This is a genomic window from Shewanella subflava (assembly GCF_025971955.1).
Lineage (GTDB): Bacteria > Pseudomonadota > Gammaproteobacteria > Enterobacterales > Shewanellaceae > Shewanella > Shewanella subflava.
This window is the reverse complement of the sequence record NZ_JAPDMX010000012.1, coordinates 179,898-198,986: the sequence shown is the minus strand read 5'-3', so window position 1 is coordinate 198,986 and position 19,089 is coordinate 179,898. Positions and strand designations below refer to the sequence as shown.

General features: G+C 42.5%; 18 protein-coding genes. 5 read left to right on the top strand and 13 right to left on the bottom strand.

Annotated features, from left to right (window positions below; translation table 11 throughout):
• Window positions 1-10: 10 nt before the first annotated feature.
• The 3 genes from OHT75_RS06950 to OHT75_RS06940 form a co-directional block, all read right to left on the bottom strand.
• Window positions 11-1,327, bottom strand: a complete 1,317-nt coding sequence (locus OHT75_RS06950; protein ID WP_264725764.1) for an anaerobic C4-dicarboxylate transporter — start codon at window positions 1,325-1,327, stop codon at window positions 11-13.
• Window positions 1,328-1,456: 129 nt separating this feature from the next.
• Window positions 1,457-1,714: a hypothetical protein gene (locus OHT75_RS06945; RefSeq protein ID WP_264725763.1), complete on the bottom strand. Its 258-nt coding sequence runs from the start codon at window positions 1,712-1,714 to the stop codon at window positions 1,457-1,459.
• A 228-nt stretch (window positions 1,715-1,942) separates the two neighbouring features.
• Complete coding sequence (locus OHT75_RS06940; RefSeq protein ID WP_264725762.1) at window positions 1,943-2,701, bottom strand: class I SAM-dependent methyltransferase; 759 nt, start codon at window positions 2,699-2,701, stop codon at window positions 1,943-1,945.
• Window positions 2,702-2,835: 134 nt separating this feature from the next.
• Here OHT75_RS06940 and OHT75_RS06935 point away from each other — a divergent pair, with 134 nt between their 5' ends.
• Complete coding sequence (locus tag OHT75_RS06935; RefSeq protein WP_264725761.1) at window positions 2,836-3,678, top strand: 23S rRNA (adenine(2030)-N(6))-methyltransferase RlmJ; 843 nt, start codon at window positions 2,836-2,838, stop codon at window positions 3,676-3,678.
• Window positions 3,679-3,879: 201 nt separating this feature from the next.
• Here the strand turns inward: OHT75_RS06935 and OHT75_RS06930 are convergent, their stop codons facing one another.
• The 3 genes from OHT75_RS06930 to OHT75_RS06920 form a co-directional block, all read right to left on the bottom strand.
• Window positions 3,880-5,274: a M28 family peptidase gene (locus OHT75_RS06930; RefSeq protein ID WP_264725760.1), complete on the bottom strand. Its 1,395-nt coding sequence runs from the start codon at window positions 5,272-5,274 to the stop codon at window positions 3,880-3,882.
• A gap of 109 nt (window positions 5,275-5,383) precedes the next feature.
• The gene (locus tag OHT75_RS06925; protein WP_264725759.1) at window positions 5,384-6,223 is read right to left on the bottom strand and encodes a lytic transglycosylase domain-containing protein; all 840 of its coding nucleotides are present in this window, start codon (window positions 6,221-6,223) and stop codon (window positions 5,384-5,386) included.
• A gap of 82 nt (window positions 6,224-6,305) precedes the next feature.
• Window positions 6,306-6,821, bottom strand: coding sequence for a LemA family protein (locus OHT75_RS06920; protein WP_264725758.1), 516 nt, complete (start codon window positions 6,819-6,821; stop codon window positions 6,306-6,308).
• Window positions 6,822-7,513: 692 nt separating this feature from the next.
• Here OHT75_RS06920 and OHT75_RS06915 point away from each other — a divergent pair.
• The gene (locus OHT75_RS06915) at window positions 7,514-9,115 is read left to right on the top strand and encodes an AbgT family transporter (RefSeq protein ID WP_264725757.1); all 1,602 of its coding nucleotides are present in this window, start codon (window positions 7,514-7,516) and stop codon (window positions 9,113-9,115) included.
• A 74-nt stretch (window positions 9,116-9,189) separates the two neighbouring features.
• On the opposite strand, the gene OHT75_RS06910 is transcribed toward OHT75_RS06915, so the two are convergent.
• Window positions 9,190-10,548, bottom strand: coding sequence for an isochorismate synthase (locus tag OHT75_RS06910; RefSeq protein ID WP_406681986.1), 1,359 nt, complete (start codon window positions 10,546-10,548; stop codon window positions 9,190-9,192).
• A 284-nt stretch (window positions 10,549-10,832) separates the two neighbouring features.
• Here OHT75_RS06910 and OHT75_RS06905 point away from each other — a divergent pair, with 284 nt between their 5' ends.
• A complete protein-coding gene (locus tag OHT75_RS06905; RefSeq protein WP_264725756.1) occupies window positions 10,833-12,026 on the top strand; it encodes an HD-GYP domain-containing protein in 1,194 nt (397 codons plus the stop codon).
• 208 nt (window positions 12,027-12,234) lie between these two features.
• Window positions 12,235-12,432, top strand: a complete 198-nt coding sequence (locus OHT75_RS06900; RefSeq protein ID WP_264725755.1) for a hypothetical protein — start codon at window positions 12,235-12,237, stop codon at window positions 12,430-12,432.
• Window positions 12,433-12,453: 21 nt separating this feature from the next.
• Here OHT75_RS06900 and OHT75_RS06895 read toward each other — a convergent pair whose 3' ends face one another.
• Window positions 12,454-13,389: a YeiH family protein gene (locus tag OHT75_RS06895; RefSeq protein WP_406681985.1), complete on the bottom strand. Its 936-nt coding sequence runs from the start codon at window positions 13,387-13,389 to the stop codon at window positions 12,454-12,456.
• Window positions 13,390-13,711: 322 nt separating this feature from the next.
• Window positions 13,712-14,230, bottom strand: a complete 519-nt coding sequence (locus OHT75_RS06890) for an aldolase/citrate lyase/malate synthase family protein (RefSeq protein ID WP_264725753.1) — start codon at window positions 14,228-14,230, stop codon at window positions 13,712-13,714.
• A 157-nt stretch (window positions 14,231-14,387) separates the two neighbouring features.
• Here OHT75_RS06890 and OHT75_RS06885 point away from each other — a divergent pair, with 157 nt between their 5' ends.
• Window positions 14,388-15,917 carry a DUF3612 domain-containing protein gene (locus OHT75_RS06885; RefSeq protein WP_261298305.1) on the top strand — a complete coding sequence of 510 codons (1,530 nt, stop codon included), beginning with the start codon at window positions 14,388-14,390 and terminating at the stop codon, window positions 15,915-15,917.
• A gap of 100 nt (window positions 15,918-16,017) precedes the next feature.
• Here the strand turns inward: OHT75_RS06885 and OHT75_RS06880 are convergent, their stop codons facing one another.
• The 4 genes from OHT75_RS06880 to OHT75_RS06865 all read right to left on the bottom strand — a co-directional run bounded on the left by OHT75_RS06880 (window position 16,018) and on the right by OHT75_RS06865 (window position 18,842).
• On the bottom strand, window positions 16,018-16,677 hold the full coding sequence (locus tag OHT75_RS06880; protein WP_264725752.1) for a type 1 glutamine amidotransferase: 660 nt from the start codon (window positions 16,675-16,677) through the stop codon (window positions 16,018-16,020).
• A complete protein-coding gene (locus OHT75_RS06875) occupies window positions 16,677-17,435 on the bottom strand; it encodes a hypothetical protein (RefSeq protein WP_264725751.1) in 759 nt (252 codons plus the stop codon). Before OHT75_RS06875 ends, OHT75_RS06880 begins: the two co-directional genes overlap by 1 nt.
• A 194-nt stretch (window positions 17,436-17,629) precedes the next feature.
• On the bottom strand, window positions 17,630-18,103 hold the full coding sequence (locus tag OHT75_RS06870; RefSeq protein ID WP_264725750.1) for a CYTH domain-containing protein: 474 nt from the start codon (window positions 18,101-18,103) through the stop codon (window positions 17,630-17,632).
• A gap of 325 nt (window positions 18,104-18,428) precedes the next feature.
• Window positions 18,429-18,842, bottom strand: coding sequence for a glycine zipper family protein (locus OHT75_RS06865; protein WP_264725749.1), 414 nt, complete (start codon window positions 18,840-18,842; stop codon window positions 18,429-18,431).
• Window positions 18,843-19,089: the final 247 nt, after the last annotated feature.

Below are 19,089 nucleotides of genomic sequence, written 5' to 3'. Positions count from 1 at the left end.
TAGCTTACGCCTAATTGATCGCCATTGAGATAAAATATCCCAATATCGTTGCGGTAACGACACCGATAAATCCTGGCACAATGAAACTATGATTCAGGACATATTTACCAATATGCGTTGTACCGGTTCTATCAAAACTAATCGCCGCTAAATCACTGGGATAAAATGGGAAAAAGAAATACGCATAACAGGCAGGCAAAACGCCAATTAATACCGGTGCAGGGATCCCTAACGAAAACCCTAACGGCAACATAATCGTTAACACCGCAGCCTGACTTTTCAAGAAAACCGATACCACAAACATCGCGATTGCAAACGTCCAAGGGTGCACACTGACAATATCGCTCACGGCACTGACCAAATAGGCTTTGTGGTGGCCAATAATCGTGTCACTCATCCAGGCAATACCGAAAATAATAATCACCGCCGTCATACCTGCGGTAAACACATTACTGGTGACAATTTTTTTAGGTGAGACATGGGTTGCTAGTAATATCACACCGCCGACTGACAACATCATAAACTGAATCGCCACAGACATATTGACCCCTGCGGGTAATAGCTGTTTGCTAAACATCGCGATCATGATCACCGCAAAAATGCCCAATAAGAAAACAATTAAGCCTTTCTTTGCTGTGGATTCTGACGCTAAGGATTGGGCTTCCTCAGCCTGCGGATCAATTAGGCTTTCACGAAATTCAGGATCGGTTAATCGCGCTTGAAACTCTTCATCTTTATCTAAATCTTTGCCCCGAGTTAAGCTCCAGGTACATGCTACCAGTAAGCCCATCAATGTCGATGGAATGGTCACCATCAACACATCCACTAAACTAATATCAAGATTATTATCAACCGCGGTGGCCAGTACCACAGCCGCCGCGGCAGCTATTGGACTTGCGGTAATCCCCATTTGTGATGCCACAGTCGCAATGGCCAATGGACGCTCAGGGCGGATCCCTTTTTTATAAGACACATCATAAATAACCGGCAATAGGGGATATACCGAGTGACCTGTACCTACTAACACCGTCAGTGAATAAGTACAAAGAGGGCCAAGAAAAACGATATGCTCGGGATGTTTACGTAGCAGTTTTTCGGCAAATTTAACCAGTAGCTTTAAACCACCTGTGGCCTCTAACGTTGCTGATGCCGCAACAACCGCCAAAATAATTAACATAACACTTACAGGCGGCGTGCCCGGCGCAATGCCAAAGACAAACGCTAACACCGAAACACCTAAACCACCTAGCAAGCCAAAGGCTATGCCTCCGTGGCGAATGCCAACAAAAATCACCGCTAATAACAGCAGCATATGTATATAAAACATCGCTTCTTCCCCCATTTATTTTGCTTAGGGAAGATATATCACAATCCATTTTGTCGTTAGTGACGTAACTCAAGCAATCGCGCGATAGTCGAGCCAATTGTTAAAACTGTGAAGCGGATGACCAACGTGTTATTGAACTTTGGGAGGTAAAGCTTTGTTCAGTGAATCTTGCAATAATTTATCTGAAGCTTCCCGTTCAGCTTTTTCCTGCTCATCAAAGTACGAGTTAATGTTGTCATCAACGTGTTTTGTACACTCGCGTTGACTGAGATCTTTATCAAGATCATTAGTATAGGTATCGGTTCTGGCATCACAAATCACACTAGAACAACCACTTGCCATAGCCAAGATAACTGCAAACACTAACGAGGTAACGCTATTTTTCATACAATGTCCTTTTGCTAACTCATTGAACTTTAATCTAAAAACTTAACGCAAATAAAAAAGCCACGCGGGCCAAGTCCCATTTTAATACCTTGTTATATGCGTAATTAGTATGGGCGAAGCGCCACGAATTTAGTGGCCACAGGCCATATTCCAAACCCACCTTGTGGCATTAAAGACGCTTACCTGAATAACCCAAAAAACATTTCAGTCAAATTTCGACGTCAGTGATTATTTCATTGCGGATTTAACATAGACATCAAAACGATTTTTCTTACTGGCAATTACCATACTTGGCTTAGCGCCATTAAGATCTTCAGCATAGTCAGGGCGCTTCACTACCACACGTTTTGTGGCTAATTGCATTGCTGGGGGTAACAGGCCATCGGCATCCAGATCTGCGCCAACTAAGGTTTGAAAAACACGCATTTCTTTTTTTACTAAGGCCGATTTTTCACGGTGCGGGTACATAGGGTCAAGATACACTACATCAATTTCAGTGCCGCTACTTTTGGCTGCATCGGCAAGTGCGATTAAACTTGAACCATGGAACAGGCTCATTCGTTCATTCATCCACGCGCCAATTTCAGCATCTTCATAAGCGCGGCGTAAACCGTCTTCTAATAACGCGGCGACGACAGGGTGGCGTTCAACCATAATCACCTTACAACCTAAGCTGGCTAACACAAAAGCATCACGCCCTAAACCGGCTGTGCCATCCACCACGGTTGGAGATACACCTTGTTTAAGCCCGACCGCTTTAGCAATTGATTGCCCGCGTCCGCCACCGAATTTGCGGCGATGCGCGACTGCGCCCGTGACAAAATCTACTAAGATACCATCCAGCTTAGGCTCATCCCGTTTGTGTAAGGTTAATTGGTTTTGCTCAAAACGCAGCTCAAATGGTGCGTTTTGATCGTAATGAAGTGACCACCGTTGGCAAATATCGACAAGGCTTGGGTATTGTTGATTGAAATAAATCGCGGTCACTGTGTTATCTACGTATAAGGGCAATAAGACTATTATGCCAAAACCCTAGGGCAGTGAATACCTATACCTTACCCACAAGAAAACTTATAATGCGGCTATCTTGCAGTCAACGCTGCCACTTTTTGGAATATCTCATGCTAAGTTATCGCCACGGATATCATGCCGGCAATTATGCCGATGTACTTAAACATTCAATGTTGCTGCAAGTGCTAAAATCCATGCAGAAAAAAGACAAGCCTTATGTGTACATTGATACTCATGCTGGTGCAGGGGCTTATTCACTCAATGATGAGTTTGCCCAAAAAACCGGAGAGTACTTAGATGGTGTTGCTAAATTATGGGAAGCCAACAATTTACCGACGGCTTTAGCGGACTATGTGGAAGCGGTAAAAATTTTTAACGGTGAGTTTGACCAACTGACCGTTTATCCTGGCTCGCCGAGTTTTGTTGATGCAGAATTGCGCCCCAAAGACCGCATGGTACTGCATGAGCTACATGGCACTGATCATGAATTACTTGAAGCATATTTTGATCAGGATAAACAAGTCAGAGTGATTAAAGGCGATGGCCTACAGGGCTTAATCGTCGCAGTACCGCCACCAGAGCGCCGTGGGGTGATATTAATTGACCCAAGCTATGAGATTAAATCAGATTATATTGATGTTGCTCATGCCATTATTAAAGCGCACAAACGCTTTGCTACTGGGGTATTTATGTTGTGGTATCCGGTGGTTAGGCGTGAGCAAACGGAAGCGATGCTTAACTTGCTTAAAAATAGCGGCATAAAAAAACAGCTTCGTATTGAGCAAGCCATCAGTGCTGATAGTGATGAATTTGGTATGACTGCAGCTGGATTATGGATTATTAATCCACCTTGGCAAACCGACGAACTAGCCCAAGCTGCGCTTGACTACCTTGCACCAATTTTAGGCCATGCAGATGGTTCAGTAACCGTAAAGTGGGAAGTAGGTGAATAGCTAAACCCAGAATAAAATGCCCTGACTGAATGTCAGGGCGTTTGTTTGCTGCTAACAATAAAGGGTGATATTGGCTTGAATAACGGCGACGAATTGGCATCAATAAAGGGGAATATCCTGCTGCGCAATATGCTCAGTGCACATCAAACAGTTTCCCCCTAGTGAGTAACTCAGCGCGATAAACACCTATACCCACAGTTATTAGTGAAAAAACGCTCCCGCAGCGCCCGGGAATACCACAGGGCTGGTATTGCCATTTGCCGCCACACTGGCCACACCAAAAAGATAATTATCAATAATCATATTATTAAGGGTAAATTCGTTCACATTGCCAACATAACGACTATGGGTCCACTCTGGTGCTGTGGTTAAGCGCCAATAAATGCGATAACCAACCACATCTTTATCTGCTGTTTTAGCCCAGTTAAGCGTGGTGCTAGGAGAAACTTGTCCCTTAATACTCACACCTGATGGCGGCGCGGGGGCCCAAGCCATTGACGCTAAACTAATAGCATTAAGCGCGGTGAGTTTAGCGGTAAAATCAAAATCGACCCCTGCAATAACGTCGCCATAATGAATGCCATTTTCAACGCGAATGTCTTGATGCTGACGGTCATAATGCTCGTTAGTTTCCATCACTCTTACGGCAGGAAAACCGGCTTTATTAAAGGGTAAATGGTGCCCGCCACGACCGAAACGGTCGAGGCGATAGACTAACATGACATCTAAATTGGTCATGTACTGATCAACTAAGGCTTTAATATTACGCGCCAAATTACGTGAGGCGGAATCATTTTCACCACCACTAAAGTAGCGCTCTTTCGCTTCATCAGCGGTTTCAACAAACCGCACGCCCTCAGAAAATACCCGCACAGTGGAGTTGTTTACCACACCATTAATGCCCGCAATATTGCCTATCATGTCGTTATTCAATACTGCTTGTACTTGCCAGTTCTGGCTTTTAGCATAATTAGCAAGAATATCTCCGCCATATAAACCTTGCTCTTCACCTGACAAGGCCGCATAGACAATCGTGCCGTTAAATTGGTATTGCGATAACACTCTAGCGGCTTCAATCGCCCCTGCAACGCCTGAGGCATTATCATTTGTCCCCGGTGACATCGAGGTGGCGTCAAGTACATCTGATACCCGAGAATCAATATCCCCGCTCATCATTACCACACGTTTAGGGTCGGTTTTACCGCGCTGAATGGCGATCACATTAACGACTTCTGTTGGCTCGGCAATACGTTTGCCTTGTACGGTATCACTCACGGTGATGACCTCAAGGCATCCCCCGCATGCTGTTGAAATACGATTAAACTCGGCTTCTATCCAGCGTCTTGCAGCACCTATGCCTTGGGTATTCGAAACGGTATCCGACAGAGTGTGACGAGTGCCAAAACTGACCAATTTGCGCACATCATCTTCTAAACGCTGTGCTTGTGGTGCGTTGGCTATGTCGTATAAGCGCATATCTTCTTGGGATGGTGCTGCAGAATTCGAGGTTGAAGTGGTATTAGCCTGTGCTGTTGCTGCCAGTAGCACACTGATAAAGGTTGCCACTAACGATGACATTGGACGAGAAAAAATCATAAACATTCCTATTATTAGCGCAAGGCACCTTTTAACTGTAAGTGCTTGCTTACTTATGTGGGTGTTGAATATGAAGCTAATCGTCCTGAATCACTTCAAGCTTTTATTATTATCTGGCCTTGCGGTAACGACTGTAGAGAATTTTTACCCTTTGCACGTAAGCCTGGGTTTCAGGAAAGGGCGGAATACCTTGATACTGCTCTACGTTGGTTGGGCCTGCATTGTAGGCTGCACAAGCTAAATCCATGTCGCCATTAAACTGGCCTAATAATTGCGCCAAATAGCGGCTACCACCATTAATATTTTGTTCTGCATGAAAGGCATTCTGCACTTGCATGTCTTTGGCTGTGCCGGGCATTAATTGCATCAACCCCATCGCTCCCGCTTTAGATACCACATTCGTTCGAAATGCCGACTCAGCATGGATCACTGCACGAATAAGGGCGGGTTCAAGCTGATAACGTTTGGCGGCATTGCTAATAACAGTCGAGAACTCTTTGGTAAACAGTGGGATATGATACCAGTCAATGGTTGAGTCTGGGCGACAGGCAAAGCATTCATATAAATGAATTCGAAAGTCACCTTGGGATGGCTCGCTGTCACTAAAAACCGTAATGCCATTTTTTTCATACTGGTACACTTTACGTTTTTCTACACCCAGATCCGACAAAATGCCATGCTCAGAGTAACTTGCCTTAACATGCTTTTTGGCCGTTTTTTTCAGCTCGGGTTTAGGTAATGGATAACCATTATCCAACACCACCGTAGAATGAATTGCTGCATCGGCGCTATTGGTTGGTGTTACTGCCAGCTTATTTAAATCTGGAAATGAACTGAGTTGTGGTTTGTTCTTTGCAATGGTGCTGGTTTCAGCTTTATAGATAGCTTTAATGACAGGTTTTTTAGCAGGCACCTCGGCGGCCAACAAGCTGATAGGCGTGAATAACATACAACATCCATAGCTAAATATTGTTAGCATCTGGCGATGTTTTATTTGCTTTATGTTTGTTGCAAATAAGGTTTTCACGCTATTACTCAGCAGCAGTCAGTATGGGCATTGTGGTGACTTTGGCTAATTTTGCCACCACAGAGCCAGGGAAGATTTTTACCCCTTGGTTTAAGTCTGTCACCGCTTGGTTATAAAATGCACTGGCATTTTGGTAATCTAATTCTAATTGTAAATATTCGTTTACCTGTTGCTCGTCTAACTCATCACCGTGCAAGTTTGAAAACAACGTTTTTTGCAAGGTATCCATGCTTGACCAAATCGTTAACACGGTCGGTAAGTGTTGATCAACTTGGTGTGACCAAACACTTTGTTTTTTCAGATCATGCAATTGCTGCCACTGCTCGGCATGTGCAGGAGTCAGTGGTTGATGTTGCTGGCTCACGTTAGAAAGTTGCGTTAATAACGCAAGTCGATCATCGATTTTTTGATTCAACACAATAAGAGCATCAATAGCGGACTGACGCTTTTTAATCAAACTGGCGTACCAAAGGTAACAGAGAATAACAGCTAAGCTCGCACTCAGCAGTAAGGCTTGCATGATGTTTTCCTTAATAATGATTTTTGTTTTTATATAGGGTGTGTTTATCTTTGGTTATTTTAGCCTCACCCTGAAGGGTAGTGGCTATTCCCCAGTCATTCTGCCGCAAATTCACTTATTTAGCGGGCTAAATGGTGTGCATTTGTGATTGCCTGACAGAAAAATAGCCTACTGCATAATTTATCAACAAAGATAAACACGCCCTAATAATAAGCATAAATTAACCGATATTTCACTTAAATCTCAGTGAAGTACCGACTATATTTGCTGACACTTGACCCCATACCATAACATTTGACTGACAAAACAAACAATTTTATTGCATTTGATTTGAATTAACAGCTTAGCGAGTATCGGGACAATATTTATAGGTTTACAAACTGACTTATATAAAAAAATACATAATAAACAGTTGATTAAGTTTGATTGTGTAATGGGTGTTTTTTAACCCACCTTTCAGTTTATGTCCTAAATTTAACCATACATCATGAGACTTAACCGCTAGTTATCCCGATTTAAGCTGATTTTTATAACCAATGTCATATATTGACCCAATATAATTTAAGTTTCAGTTAACCCTGTCTCTGTAAGCTTGTAAATTGGCCAAATCTTACAAACTGCTTTGATACCCCAAAAATAAAAATCATTAATATATTAATTGGTATCAGGAAAAAGCCGAAAGAAGGAAAACAATGACCCAATCACATCAAACAAATAGCAAGGGAAGCCCCTCTGATATCGCTTCTAGCGGTGGATTTGTTCGCTTTTTAAACATTGTCGAACGCTTAGGTAACTTGCTACCTCACCCCATTACCTTATTTGCCCTATTTTGTGTGGCGGTGATCCTTGCCAGTGGCATAGCGGGTTATTTTGAATTATCCGTAATTGATCCTCGTCCAGAAGGCACGACAGGTAGAAGCCCTGATGGTTTAATTCATGTTGTTAGTTTGCTAAGTGCTGAAGGATTGCAGCGTATTGTGTCGGGTTTAGTCACTAACTTTACTGGCTTTACGCCACTAGGCACGGTATTGGTTGCCTTGTTGGGGGTTGGGATTGCAGAGCGTTCAGGCTTATTATCAGCCGCGATGCGCTTGTTGGTCATGGGGTCGTCAAAAAGATTGGTCACCTACACTATTGTTTTTGCAGGTATTATCTCTAACACTGCTGCTGAGCTTGGCTATGTGGTACTGATCCCAATGGCGGCAATGATTTTTCACTCGTTAGGACGTCATCCATTAGCGGGTTTAGCAGCCGCCTTTGCGGGCGTATCGGGTGGCTACAGTGCTAACTTATTGCTAGGCACAGTCGATCCTTTATTGTCAGGCATCACCGAAGCCGCTGCGCAAATGATTGACCCTGAATATACGGTTGGCCCAGAGGTTAACTGGTACTTTATGTTTGCCTCGACCTTTTTAATCACACTGTTGGGTGGTCTAGTCACTGAAAAAATTGTTGAGCCTAAGCTGGGTAAATATGATGCCAGTGAAGCCAGCGATTTAGATGATCAAACCATGGACAAGGTGAGTGATATTGAGAAACGCGGCTTAAAAATGGCAGCGTTTGCGGCCATCGCTTTTTCAGCACTATTAGCGTTAACTATTATCCCAGAAAATGGGCCGTTACGTCACCCTGAAACAGGCCTTGTGGCGGGTTCACCTTTTTTAAAAGGAATTGTTGCCTTTATCTTTATAGGCTTTGCCATTCCAGGGTTGGTTTACGGCAAAGTGGTGGGCACCATGAAAAAAGATGTCGATGTGATTAATGCTATGTCGCATAGCATGAGTACCATGGGCATGTACATTGTATTGGTGTTTTTTGCCGCTCAGTTTGTGGCCTTTTTCAATTGGACAAACTTAGGTGCTGTGTTGGCTGTGGGTGGGGCTCAAGCGTTAAATGCCATCGGTTTAACTGGCCCGTTAGTGTTTGTGCTATTTATTATGTTGTGTGGTTTTATCAATCTGATGCTTGGCAGTGCCTCTGCGCAATGGGCCGTTACCGCACCGATTTTTGTGCCGATGTTGATGCTGGTTGGTTATGCGCCTGAAACCATTCAAGCTGCATATCGAATTGGTGACTCTGTGACTAACTTAATCACCCCTATGATGAGTTATTTCGGCTTGATTCTGGCTGTCGCCTGTCGCTATAAAAAGGACTTAGGTATTGGCACCTTGATTGCCACTATGCTGCCCTATACCATAGTGTTCTTTATTGGTTGGACGCTGTTTTTCTTCCTATGGGTGTTTGTGTTAGGTTTGCCTGTTGGCCCAAATGCGGCCACGTATTACACACCGTAATATCCGCTTTATTGTATAAAAAACGCATCTCTGTAGATGCGTTTTTTATAGGTGATAAAGGTATAGATTGAGCGCTAAAAATCGATAAGAATAGATAAAATAGTGGCCAATTTATTTTCTAACTCTTGCCACTCGGCATCGGGATCTGAGCCTGAAACCACACCTGCACCAGCGTATAAACTAATTCTTCTAGGCTCAATGAGTGCGCTGCGTATCGCCACTGAAAACTCTGATTCATAATGATTAAAGTATCCACATGCACCCGCATACCATCCACGAGCATAACCTTCGCGTTGACGTATAAAGCTAAGGGCGCTGTGACGGGGCAGACCGCCTACCGCTGGCGTAGGGTGCAAGGCGCGTAACAAATCAAAATCGTTTACACCGGCGTTTAATTCAGCGCGAATCGCTCGATGTAAATGCTGAATATGAGTCAATTTGAAGATCTTGGCTTTTTCATCTGCGCCCACATACTGACTCAGCGGCTTCAGTGCATCGACAATGTGTTGCCTTACTAGCTGGTTTTCATGGCTGTTTTTTACATCGTCGAGTAATTGTTGCGCCAGTAATTCATCTTCTTCTTGGTTTAACCCTCGAATGGTGGTTCCCGCTAACGCTTCGGTGAATAATTCATTTTGACGGCGCAAGTATAGACGTTCGGGTGAGCAGGAAATAAAAGTACGTTCTGGGCTAAATTGAAAACCAAATTGAAAGCTATTGGGGTTTCGTCCTTGCCAGCAGGCGAGGATAGTCCAGGGATCGAGTTGCTCGGCAATTTCAATTTGAGTTTGACGAGACAACACCACCTTGGGCGTGGTTTGATTGAAGTTGTGTTGGGTTACCTGTTGAACCAGTTCGCGCCATCTATCTTTATCCGGTAAATCACTTCGGCTCATTAACCGAGTTTTATTCGGTGGTGATAGCGGTTTAGGTTTTTCAATTTTGGCGATTGCAGCTAATGCTTGTTGGTACTCTAATTGACGATTTTGGTTATCAAAATTAAGGTTCAACAAAATTTTTATTGTCTGGCCACTGCGTCTGAGCTCAATGCGCGGTAACACAAATCTTGCTCGACCAAACTCTGGCCAACATTCTACCGTGCGGTCAAATGCTACCCCACCATAATAACGTAAATCCTGACTTGTCCCTTTGCCACGCTGGGCCTGATAATCTGCGGCCAGTTGATGATCGTCTACCTGATCTTGATAATAAAACTGCTTACAAATACCAATGGCTGCCACTTCTTCTACTTTATCGCGGCCATGCCAATAAATTCGTGGGTATTGTGTTTGGGCACTTAACCACGACAACAGCGGCACGGCAGGAGCTTGTACTGATAATTGCACAATAGGCGTCATCTCAGGCGCTTGCATAACTTGTTCAAGCTTTTGCTTTAACTCATTAAATTGTGAACTAAAAAAGTGGCCGGACAATATCGACTCCTATTCATGGCAATAAGCGCATCAAGTTAATCAACCAATCATTTACTGTCAATCATCAGCAAGCTAGGCTGTGATCTATAATTAGCTAATATTGATAGATTACTGATATATCTATTATGAATGTTATATACTATTTATTATTTTATAAACTATGGTGCGTGTTTATACGTATTATCTGCGCCAGTTTAAATGTTCCCAAGGAAGGCTTAACAGTGAATTCACATAACACTCAAAAATATCGTTAAGTGCATTATGACCTTGAGGGTGCTTGCTCAATGATTGATTCAAATGAATCTTCAAATATCATCAAAATTCCTGTGACCAAGTTAAATCTTGGTATGTTTGTCACAGCAATCGATCGCAACAATAGTACCGTTGCGATTGCGAATGCTGGGCAAATAAAAAGCCGTACCGCTGTTGCGCAATTGGTTAAAAATAATATCAAACATGTTTGGGTGGATATAGATCACTCATCGGACTCTTGTGGTTTAAAAAAAATGGCCCCACAGGAAGTGCCTGGAAAACCACTTGCAAAAAAAGCCAGCCTCAGCCGTGATACTCAGCAAAAACAAGCCAAGCAGTTATTGAATGAAGCGAAGGGTTTAATCAAGAAAGTGTTGTCAGAAACCTTTGAGGGCAAAGCGGTAGAAGTTGCACCTTTTGAAGCGGTAGCTGACAAAATGCTTGAATCGGTAATGGACGATGCCGACGCGTTTAAATGTATTTCGGCATTACGCACCAAAGATGCTTATTTGCTTGAGCACTCAATTAACGTGGCTTTCTTACTGGTTACTTTTGGTAAACATTTGAAGTTAGATATTGATGTGCTTCGGCAAATGGCTGTGGGCGGGATTTTGCATGACATAGGCAAAGTGAAAGTTGACAATAAAATTTTGCATAAACCCGGAAAGTTAACCCCAGAAGAATTTGAGCACATGAAATTGCATCAAACCTATGCAATTGAAATTATGGAAGATACCCAGGGGATATCGCAGATAAGTAAAGATGTGTGTTTAATGCACCATGAAAAATTAGACGGCAGAGGATACCCTAAAGGCCTTAAGGGCGATGAAATCCCCATTCACGGAAGAATGAGCTGTATCGTCGATATTTTTGATGCCTTAACAGCTACGCGTTGCTATAAAGAAGCCATGAGCCCGGCGGCGGCATTTAAAATTCTTATCAGTTTAACCCCATTTCATTTAGATCAGTCTTTGGTGTATGAATTTATTCGTTGCATCGGTGTGTATCCGGTTGGTTCATTAGTACAGTTATCCGATGAGCGTGTCGGTATTGTGTGGGAAGCTAAAAATCGCGACGCATTACACCCGATAGTGAAGTGTTTTTATTCTTTAAAGCACCGACGTTATACCGAAGTCGTGATGGTAGATTTATTAAAAGCCGAAGTGAATATTGAACGTGGTATTTCACCCAGCAGCTTAGATGTCGACCCGAGCCCTTTTTATTAACCCCTCTATATCAATGACTGTTGCTTCTAGCTTGCTAAAATACGCTATTTTGATCACTTATTAATTGTGATGGGTATGACTGATGACTATCGGTCTGTATCGACAAAGTTCTGTAATCAGTTATGACATAGTTAAAATTGATATTGGCGTAAAATTGCCTGCTGCTTCGATAATATCATTTCAATATTGACGATTATCTGGAGGGGAAATGGCACAATTATGGTTATCTCGTAAATTAAAAACCTCGATAATTATTACCCTGTGTATTATTGCGGTAGTTGCCTCTGTGCAAACCTCTGGATTAACTCGTGCGTTAATCGAGCTAGTGACCTTTGCCAGTCTTATTTGGCTTGCGTTATCAAAGCCTGACATCAAGCAGCACGATTGCCACTTAAGCGGTGAGTAATGTCACCGCTTTAAGTAACGGTTAAACATTCACAATATAAAGCAATGATATCCCACCAATAGCGCACCATAGTAGCACACCTAATAACAGTGGCTTAGGCCCATTTGCGCGCATTTTTTTTACCGTAATGGCTGCCCCAATTAAAAATAGGCACAGCACCAACACCTGCTTAGAAACACTAAATAGGAGGCTGTATAGCGGCTGACCTTGCGGCAGCAAATAAGCCGTTAAGATTGCCACACAATAAAAGATAATAAAAAATGGTATGGTGATTTTGCTTTTATCGCCACCAAATGCAAACGCACTTAATAGTGCTACAGGAATAATCCACAGTGCACGGGCTAATTTTACAGTCGTTGCGGTTTTCAACGCTTCATCACCATAAGCAGATGCTGCGCCAACCACAGAAGAAGTGTCGTGAATAGCAATCGCACTCCACACGCCAAAATCGTATTGCGATAATTGCAATGCATGGCCTATGGTTGGGAAAACGAAAAGTGCAATTGAATTGAGTAAAAACACGCAGGCTAATGACACCGCTATTTGTTCATTTTTGGCATTAATGGCCGGTGCAACCGCAGCTATCGCACTGCCACCACAAATAGCGGTACCGCAACTGATCAAATGCCCAGTTTTACTTTCAAGTCCCATTATTCGGGTTAAGCCATAGCCCAAAATCAATGTAAAAAAGATAGACCCGACAATTAACCCAAGATTACTGCTACTGGCCGCAATGGCTTCAGGCAGGTTGATGCCAAAACCAAGGCCAACAATTGAATAGGCGAGTAATTTTTTGGTCCATTTACCAAGGTCAATATTGTCAGGCACAAGCCCAATGCTGGCAAGGGTAAACCCCATAAGTAAAGCCACTGGAGAGGATATCAACGGTGTTAAGCAAAACAGGCCCATTAAAATGAATAGCCATAATTTATAATTTTTAACAGCTGAGTTGAGCATGAGGGAACTCATTTAAAAAGCAGTGCGCTATTGTAGCAATTTGAGCCTTATCAAACGATGTTTAACGTCAAGGTTTGCCACGCGTTAACACATTTTTATGCCAGCAATGAGCAACCAGCCCTTGTGCTTAAATCTTTTTCTGCCATCTATTAACCCACGAGGAGATAAAATAAGCGATAAAGCAGCACAAAATACGCAAAATAGTGAGGTTAAATATACAAATAAAACCTGACCTAAGCTGAGCTGATTGGCATTTTATCGCATTAAAAAAGCCAGTGGTTGAACCTACTGGCTTTTCTATTTTCAGCATTCATTTTTGAACTTAGCGCTGATGCATTGCGTAATCGCTACCATCTTTAGCTGTGAACACTTTGCAACGACCTTCTGTTGGCTTACAGCTTGAATGTAATAAGCTGATCCACTGTTTGTAAGGTGTTGGTAGGTTTTTAATTGGCATTTCAATTTGAATGTCTTCAATGTTGGCTAAATCATGGCTACCCATTTCGCCTTGACGATCAAAACAAATTTCGACATGGGTATCATTATTTTTTAATACCACAGATGAAGGCTCACTCTTATGGCCTGTTAATGCCACAAATTGACAAGGGTTCTGTAAGCCACATTGAGTGCCATCTTTTAAGAATGCTAAAAGGTGAGTGTAATAAACAACATAGCTAGTCACATCTTGATGTGAGCCTGTTGCTAATGGAAACTGGGCATCTAATAATTCTTTCGCATTGATAGAGCGATCTAATTTATTGGTTGTTGCCACAAATTGCTCACCAATGAAGTGGTTAAGGTTCTGGGTTACTTTGGTGCTTGCTTGAGTAGACATATTCATAGCCTTATCCTCTTCTTTTCAATAGTAGGTCAGATTAATTTATTTATAGTCATTCAAAATGGTTTTGAATTAAGCCTTGTTCATAGCTTGATTTTTAGTCTATGCTATTTTTACAAACAATTTCACAATAAAAATTTTACAGTGTGAATTATACAAAATGAGAAATGAAAAAAGCTTGATGCGAAAGACCCATTTTTTGGGCACAAAGATAAGAAACTTGCGTAAACGCAATAACTTAACCATGGAAGATCTCTCTGCTCGTTGCATGCGAGTGGACTCAAGCAATTCACCTTCGGTGTCATACTTATCTATGATTGAGCGTGGAAAACGGGTGCCAAGTGCGGATATGTTGGCCGTTATCGCTGCAGTTTTTCAAAAAGAAGTTGAATGGTTTCTTGATGATGTGCCCGAAGAGCATGCCATTACGCCTGAAAAAGGCAGTAAAGGCGGGATCAGCGGTATGCCGCTTGAACCAAGCTTTTTATTTTCTAATGATATTTTACAAATTGCGATCCCTGAAATGCTGTCACAAACGGGGACCTCGGGGAGACAATTTGCTCATTTGTTGATCCGCGCACATCAAGAACATCATCAAAATCACTTTCCGGATTTAGAGCGTGCCGCTGAAGATGTGGGTTTAAAGCGTATGCCATTAATGGCCGACGACATGCTCACTATTGCCGCGAGAATGGGCTTAGTCATTAAATGGATTGACCGCACACCGCAAGAAATACGTGATGAAATGGGCGCCAGTTCTCGCCAATTAGTAACCTCTTTTTTTGAGCCACCTAGTACTATTTATTTAAACAACACCCTAAAAAATCGTCCTCACCGTTTGAAATATGATTTAGCAGTGCATATTGGTCATTGTGTATTGCACAATAAAGATGGCTTAAAGTCAGTAATGACCTCTGGTCGTAAAGAGGAGGGGGATGATAATAGTATTCCACAATCAAACACCTTAAATGCTCAAGATATTTTGCATGCTTGGCGCGATTTTGAATCGAGCTTTTTTGCTGGAGCCTTATTGTGCCCTAAAGTGCCTTTTAGACAACTACTTGACCGCCATGGTTATGAAATTAGTGTTCACAAGCAGTTACAGGTATCGGCATCGGTAGCCATGCGCCGTATGACGGTTGTGTCACCTTATCCACATTGGCATTTCTTTGATGCCTATGCGCCCGGTAAACTCAAAGCGGTTTATCGTGGTAACGGGATCCCGCTGCCATGGGGCAATATGCGTTTAGTGGAAGACCCATGCCAGCACTGGGCGGTATTTAGGATGATCAACGAGCCGTCATCGGGAACTTCGGCACAAATTTCAATCCTGAATGTGGGCAACCAGCCGCGTATTTATTGTTGCGAATCTATCAAGGTAGAAGACTCTGCAGGTAACCCCCATGTGCTATGCGCTGGCATTGATTTAAACCCCGCTATTGACGCTCAGGGTAAAGATTCACTGTCGATTGCCAATGATTTAAAACAGGCTTGTGCCTCTAATGGTGGCTCGATTGTTATTCCTAAGCACATTAAAAAAGACCTTACCAGTGTGGCCAAAATCCTCAATATTAATTGGATAGAACGTGGCATTAAAAATGATGCTCGGTTAATTTGCTCGCGCGGTGCCGTATGCCCAAGACAGCCGAGTTGCTATGCCGCAGGCAAAAATTTATGTGAAGATAATTAACTCAAACACTGTGAACACTCAAATGCCGTTTAAGCATCAATTTAAACGGCATTTGAATCACTGATTACACATGGTTCCCTGTAGTTTATTTGAGCCCAGTTTAACTAAACAGCCATGTGAGTTGTGAATTGAGCCATAACTGTAAAAAACGTTGCGCTTCAATGGTGTTTTCACCCTCAGAAAATGGGCAGTCATTACCAAAAGCACCGCGCAATAGATTCATTTGTGGTTCGTCCCATTCTGGATGAAACTGTAATCCTAATAGATGACCGTTACGATAAACCTGTTGTTCACATAACGCTGAACTCGCTTCAATCACTAGCTTATGTTGGGCCAGCACATCATTGCTGAATACGAACCGTTGCTCATGCCATTGGGGGACTTGCATTGTGCCCCCATTTTGTAACTGAATGGGCAACCAACCATGCTCAGCTTGTTTTAGGCCTATTACCGCTGCGCCAAGTTCAGTCGCGACCAGTTGGGCGCCTAAGCAGATTGCTAATAGCGGTAACTTGGACTGAATCATTTGCTGAATAAACTCACGCTCGCGTTGCATCCAATTGGGGTTATCCACCACATTCATAGGCCCACCCAAAATAATAATGCCATCACACCCAGTGCTTAATATATTCGGCGTTTGTGCAAATACTTCTGATGCCAACACGCAAGTTAATTGAACATTGTTATCAGCGGCCCAGTAGGCAATTCTCCCGGGGCCTTCAGCAGGGTGATGTTGAATAACCAGTATTTTTTTATACATTACTGCAACTCATTTAGCTCAAGATAAAGTGGTTTTACATTACTCACGTTAAGTTGCGTTTTTATTTGTTCCACGTCGCTATAGGGGCGACTGTCTGCAGTAAAGCTTACGATATGGGGTAAGCTATCATTAAGGTTGCTTAGCTTAATAATATGGTCGGCATCTGGCCTAACATTCAGTTTTTTAACTAAAAACTGTGTTGTGTCTTCTGTGGTTGAACGAATCAGTTGATAGTGTAAATGAGTCGGTTTAGTTAACCCTTCACGCATATCTAATGGCGTGAAGATCAGTATTTTGTCAACAATCAAAGTTTGATTATGCCAGCGAGGATTACCACCACGCTCAAAATGTCCTTCAACAATATCAACATTGAAAGTAGTGAGTGGATTGTGATTATCTGGCGCTAATCTGGCTAAATCGAATTTTTGCGGCACGATAGTCCAAATAGGATTCGCGCGAGTGGCAACTAACGCTTGAGTCACTTTTGTTTGAATGGCAGCATCTTCAAAATGCAGTTTGAACACCACTTGAGCATTATGTGGTGCGTGATACATAGGTAAATGAGAAGCAAATAAACCATCTTCGCTGCCAAATAACAGCATGCCATGCAGCCCCATACTGGTCGGTAATGTATCACGATGTTGGTGGTTGCTTTGAACGGTGGACTCTTCAATGGCTTGGGTGCTAAAGCTTAGCGTTAAGCAAAGAGTGAGAAAAACGAATGTGCAATTTGAAAGGCGAGTTAGGGGAACAAACATGTTATAGGCTCCTATCTGATCATTAACAGATGGGGCCGTCCCCGTTTGATGCTAATGTAATACGCCATAATATGATGGGTAAATCACACTAGTCGAGGTCGTCCTCGGGACTGTAATATATCGAAAAAAGTGGCTAATAAAAAGCCTCTTTAAATCACACGCTATGAAAGAGCGGTTAAATTAACTTTAGTCACTTAAGCCCATTGGCTATACGGCTGTTTCATCAAAGTAGAATTGTAATAACGCTTATCACCCGTCACCTCGTCACCTAGCCAATCAGGTTTAGACACGGCTTGTTGTGCTGTTGTGAGCTCCAATTCGGCCACAATTAACCCTTGGTTCTCACCATAAAACTCATCCACTTCAAAAATTTGTTTTTGATATTCAACTAAGTAGCGGGTTTTATCAATAACCCCAGGCTCACATAACTTAAGTAAAGCCTGCGCCTCAGACATGCTGATTTCTTTTTCCCACTCAAACCGTGATAATCCCGCCTGATCACTTAATCCTTTAATGGTTAAGAAGCCTTGATCACCCATCATTCTCACTCTTACCGTGCGGGCTTTATCTGAATTCAAATAACCTTGGGTAATACGTATCGCCTTATGCGATAAGTGTTTAAACGTGTCATTGTTCACAAGATATTTTCGTTCGATTTCAATAGACATTTGATTTGATTCAACAGGAAATTATAGCGGTATTATTCTAAGTTATCGGGTGTTTGTATAGGCATTTCTATAAAGTCAGCACCTGGTCGATATCTTAAAGCTAAACGATATCATCTCAACTTAAGCAAACAAAAAGATGGCTGTAACAAAAATGAAGGAACTTAGCGTCAAACATAAGCCTTGCCAAGATAATTTGTGCAATAGTGATATGGGCAAATCGTTTTCAGATAGCAAAATGCCGTGAACATTCACGGCATTTTTGAATACAAACCCATAGTGCTATCTAAGGTAAAGGTCAATGATACAGGTTAACCTTTACTTTATATTAGTTAAGTACAGTATAACCTCTACCGACCATACAGTTGTGCATAACCTCATCGGTTTGATTTTCAAAATTAGCTTCTGCGTTACGTTTTTCACGACCATGTTTCAACGCACCACCAATTAAACCAAGTCCTGCACCGACTTTGGCACCTTTTGAGCCGCTGCCGCCACCTATTGCACTACCTGCAGCACCAATTAGCGCGCCTTTTGTTGTTGATCTTAAGATGTCGCGGCCTAAAGAATCTGTGTCTTGATGATCAACCTGCGATGATAGTTGCTCACATTCATACATATCTGCATGGTATTGCTGGGTGTCGATACCTTTAGTATCAACAATGATGTTGGCGCTAGCGAAAGTTGATACTGATAAAAGTAAAGTTGCGCCAAGTAAAAGTGTTTTAGTGTTTATATTCATAATTGACCTCTGGATTAAATCGTATCTGATGGACACAATTTAACCTAAGTCTTCTGTGCAGACACATCCTGTTTGTAGGATGAAACCCTGCAATGTCCGACATTTTAATTTGAGGGTTCAATACGAGGGTTGCGTCCTACATATGCGATTAATCTTTTATTGGTGTTCACCCTATACTGGCCTCAATTAAGTACAACGGCCCATAACGTGAGTCTTCAATGACGTACATAAAGCCGCAAAACTCTTA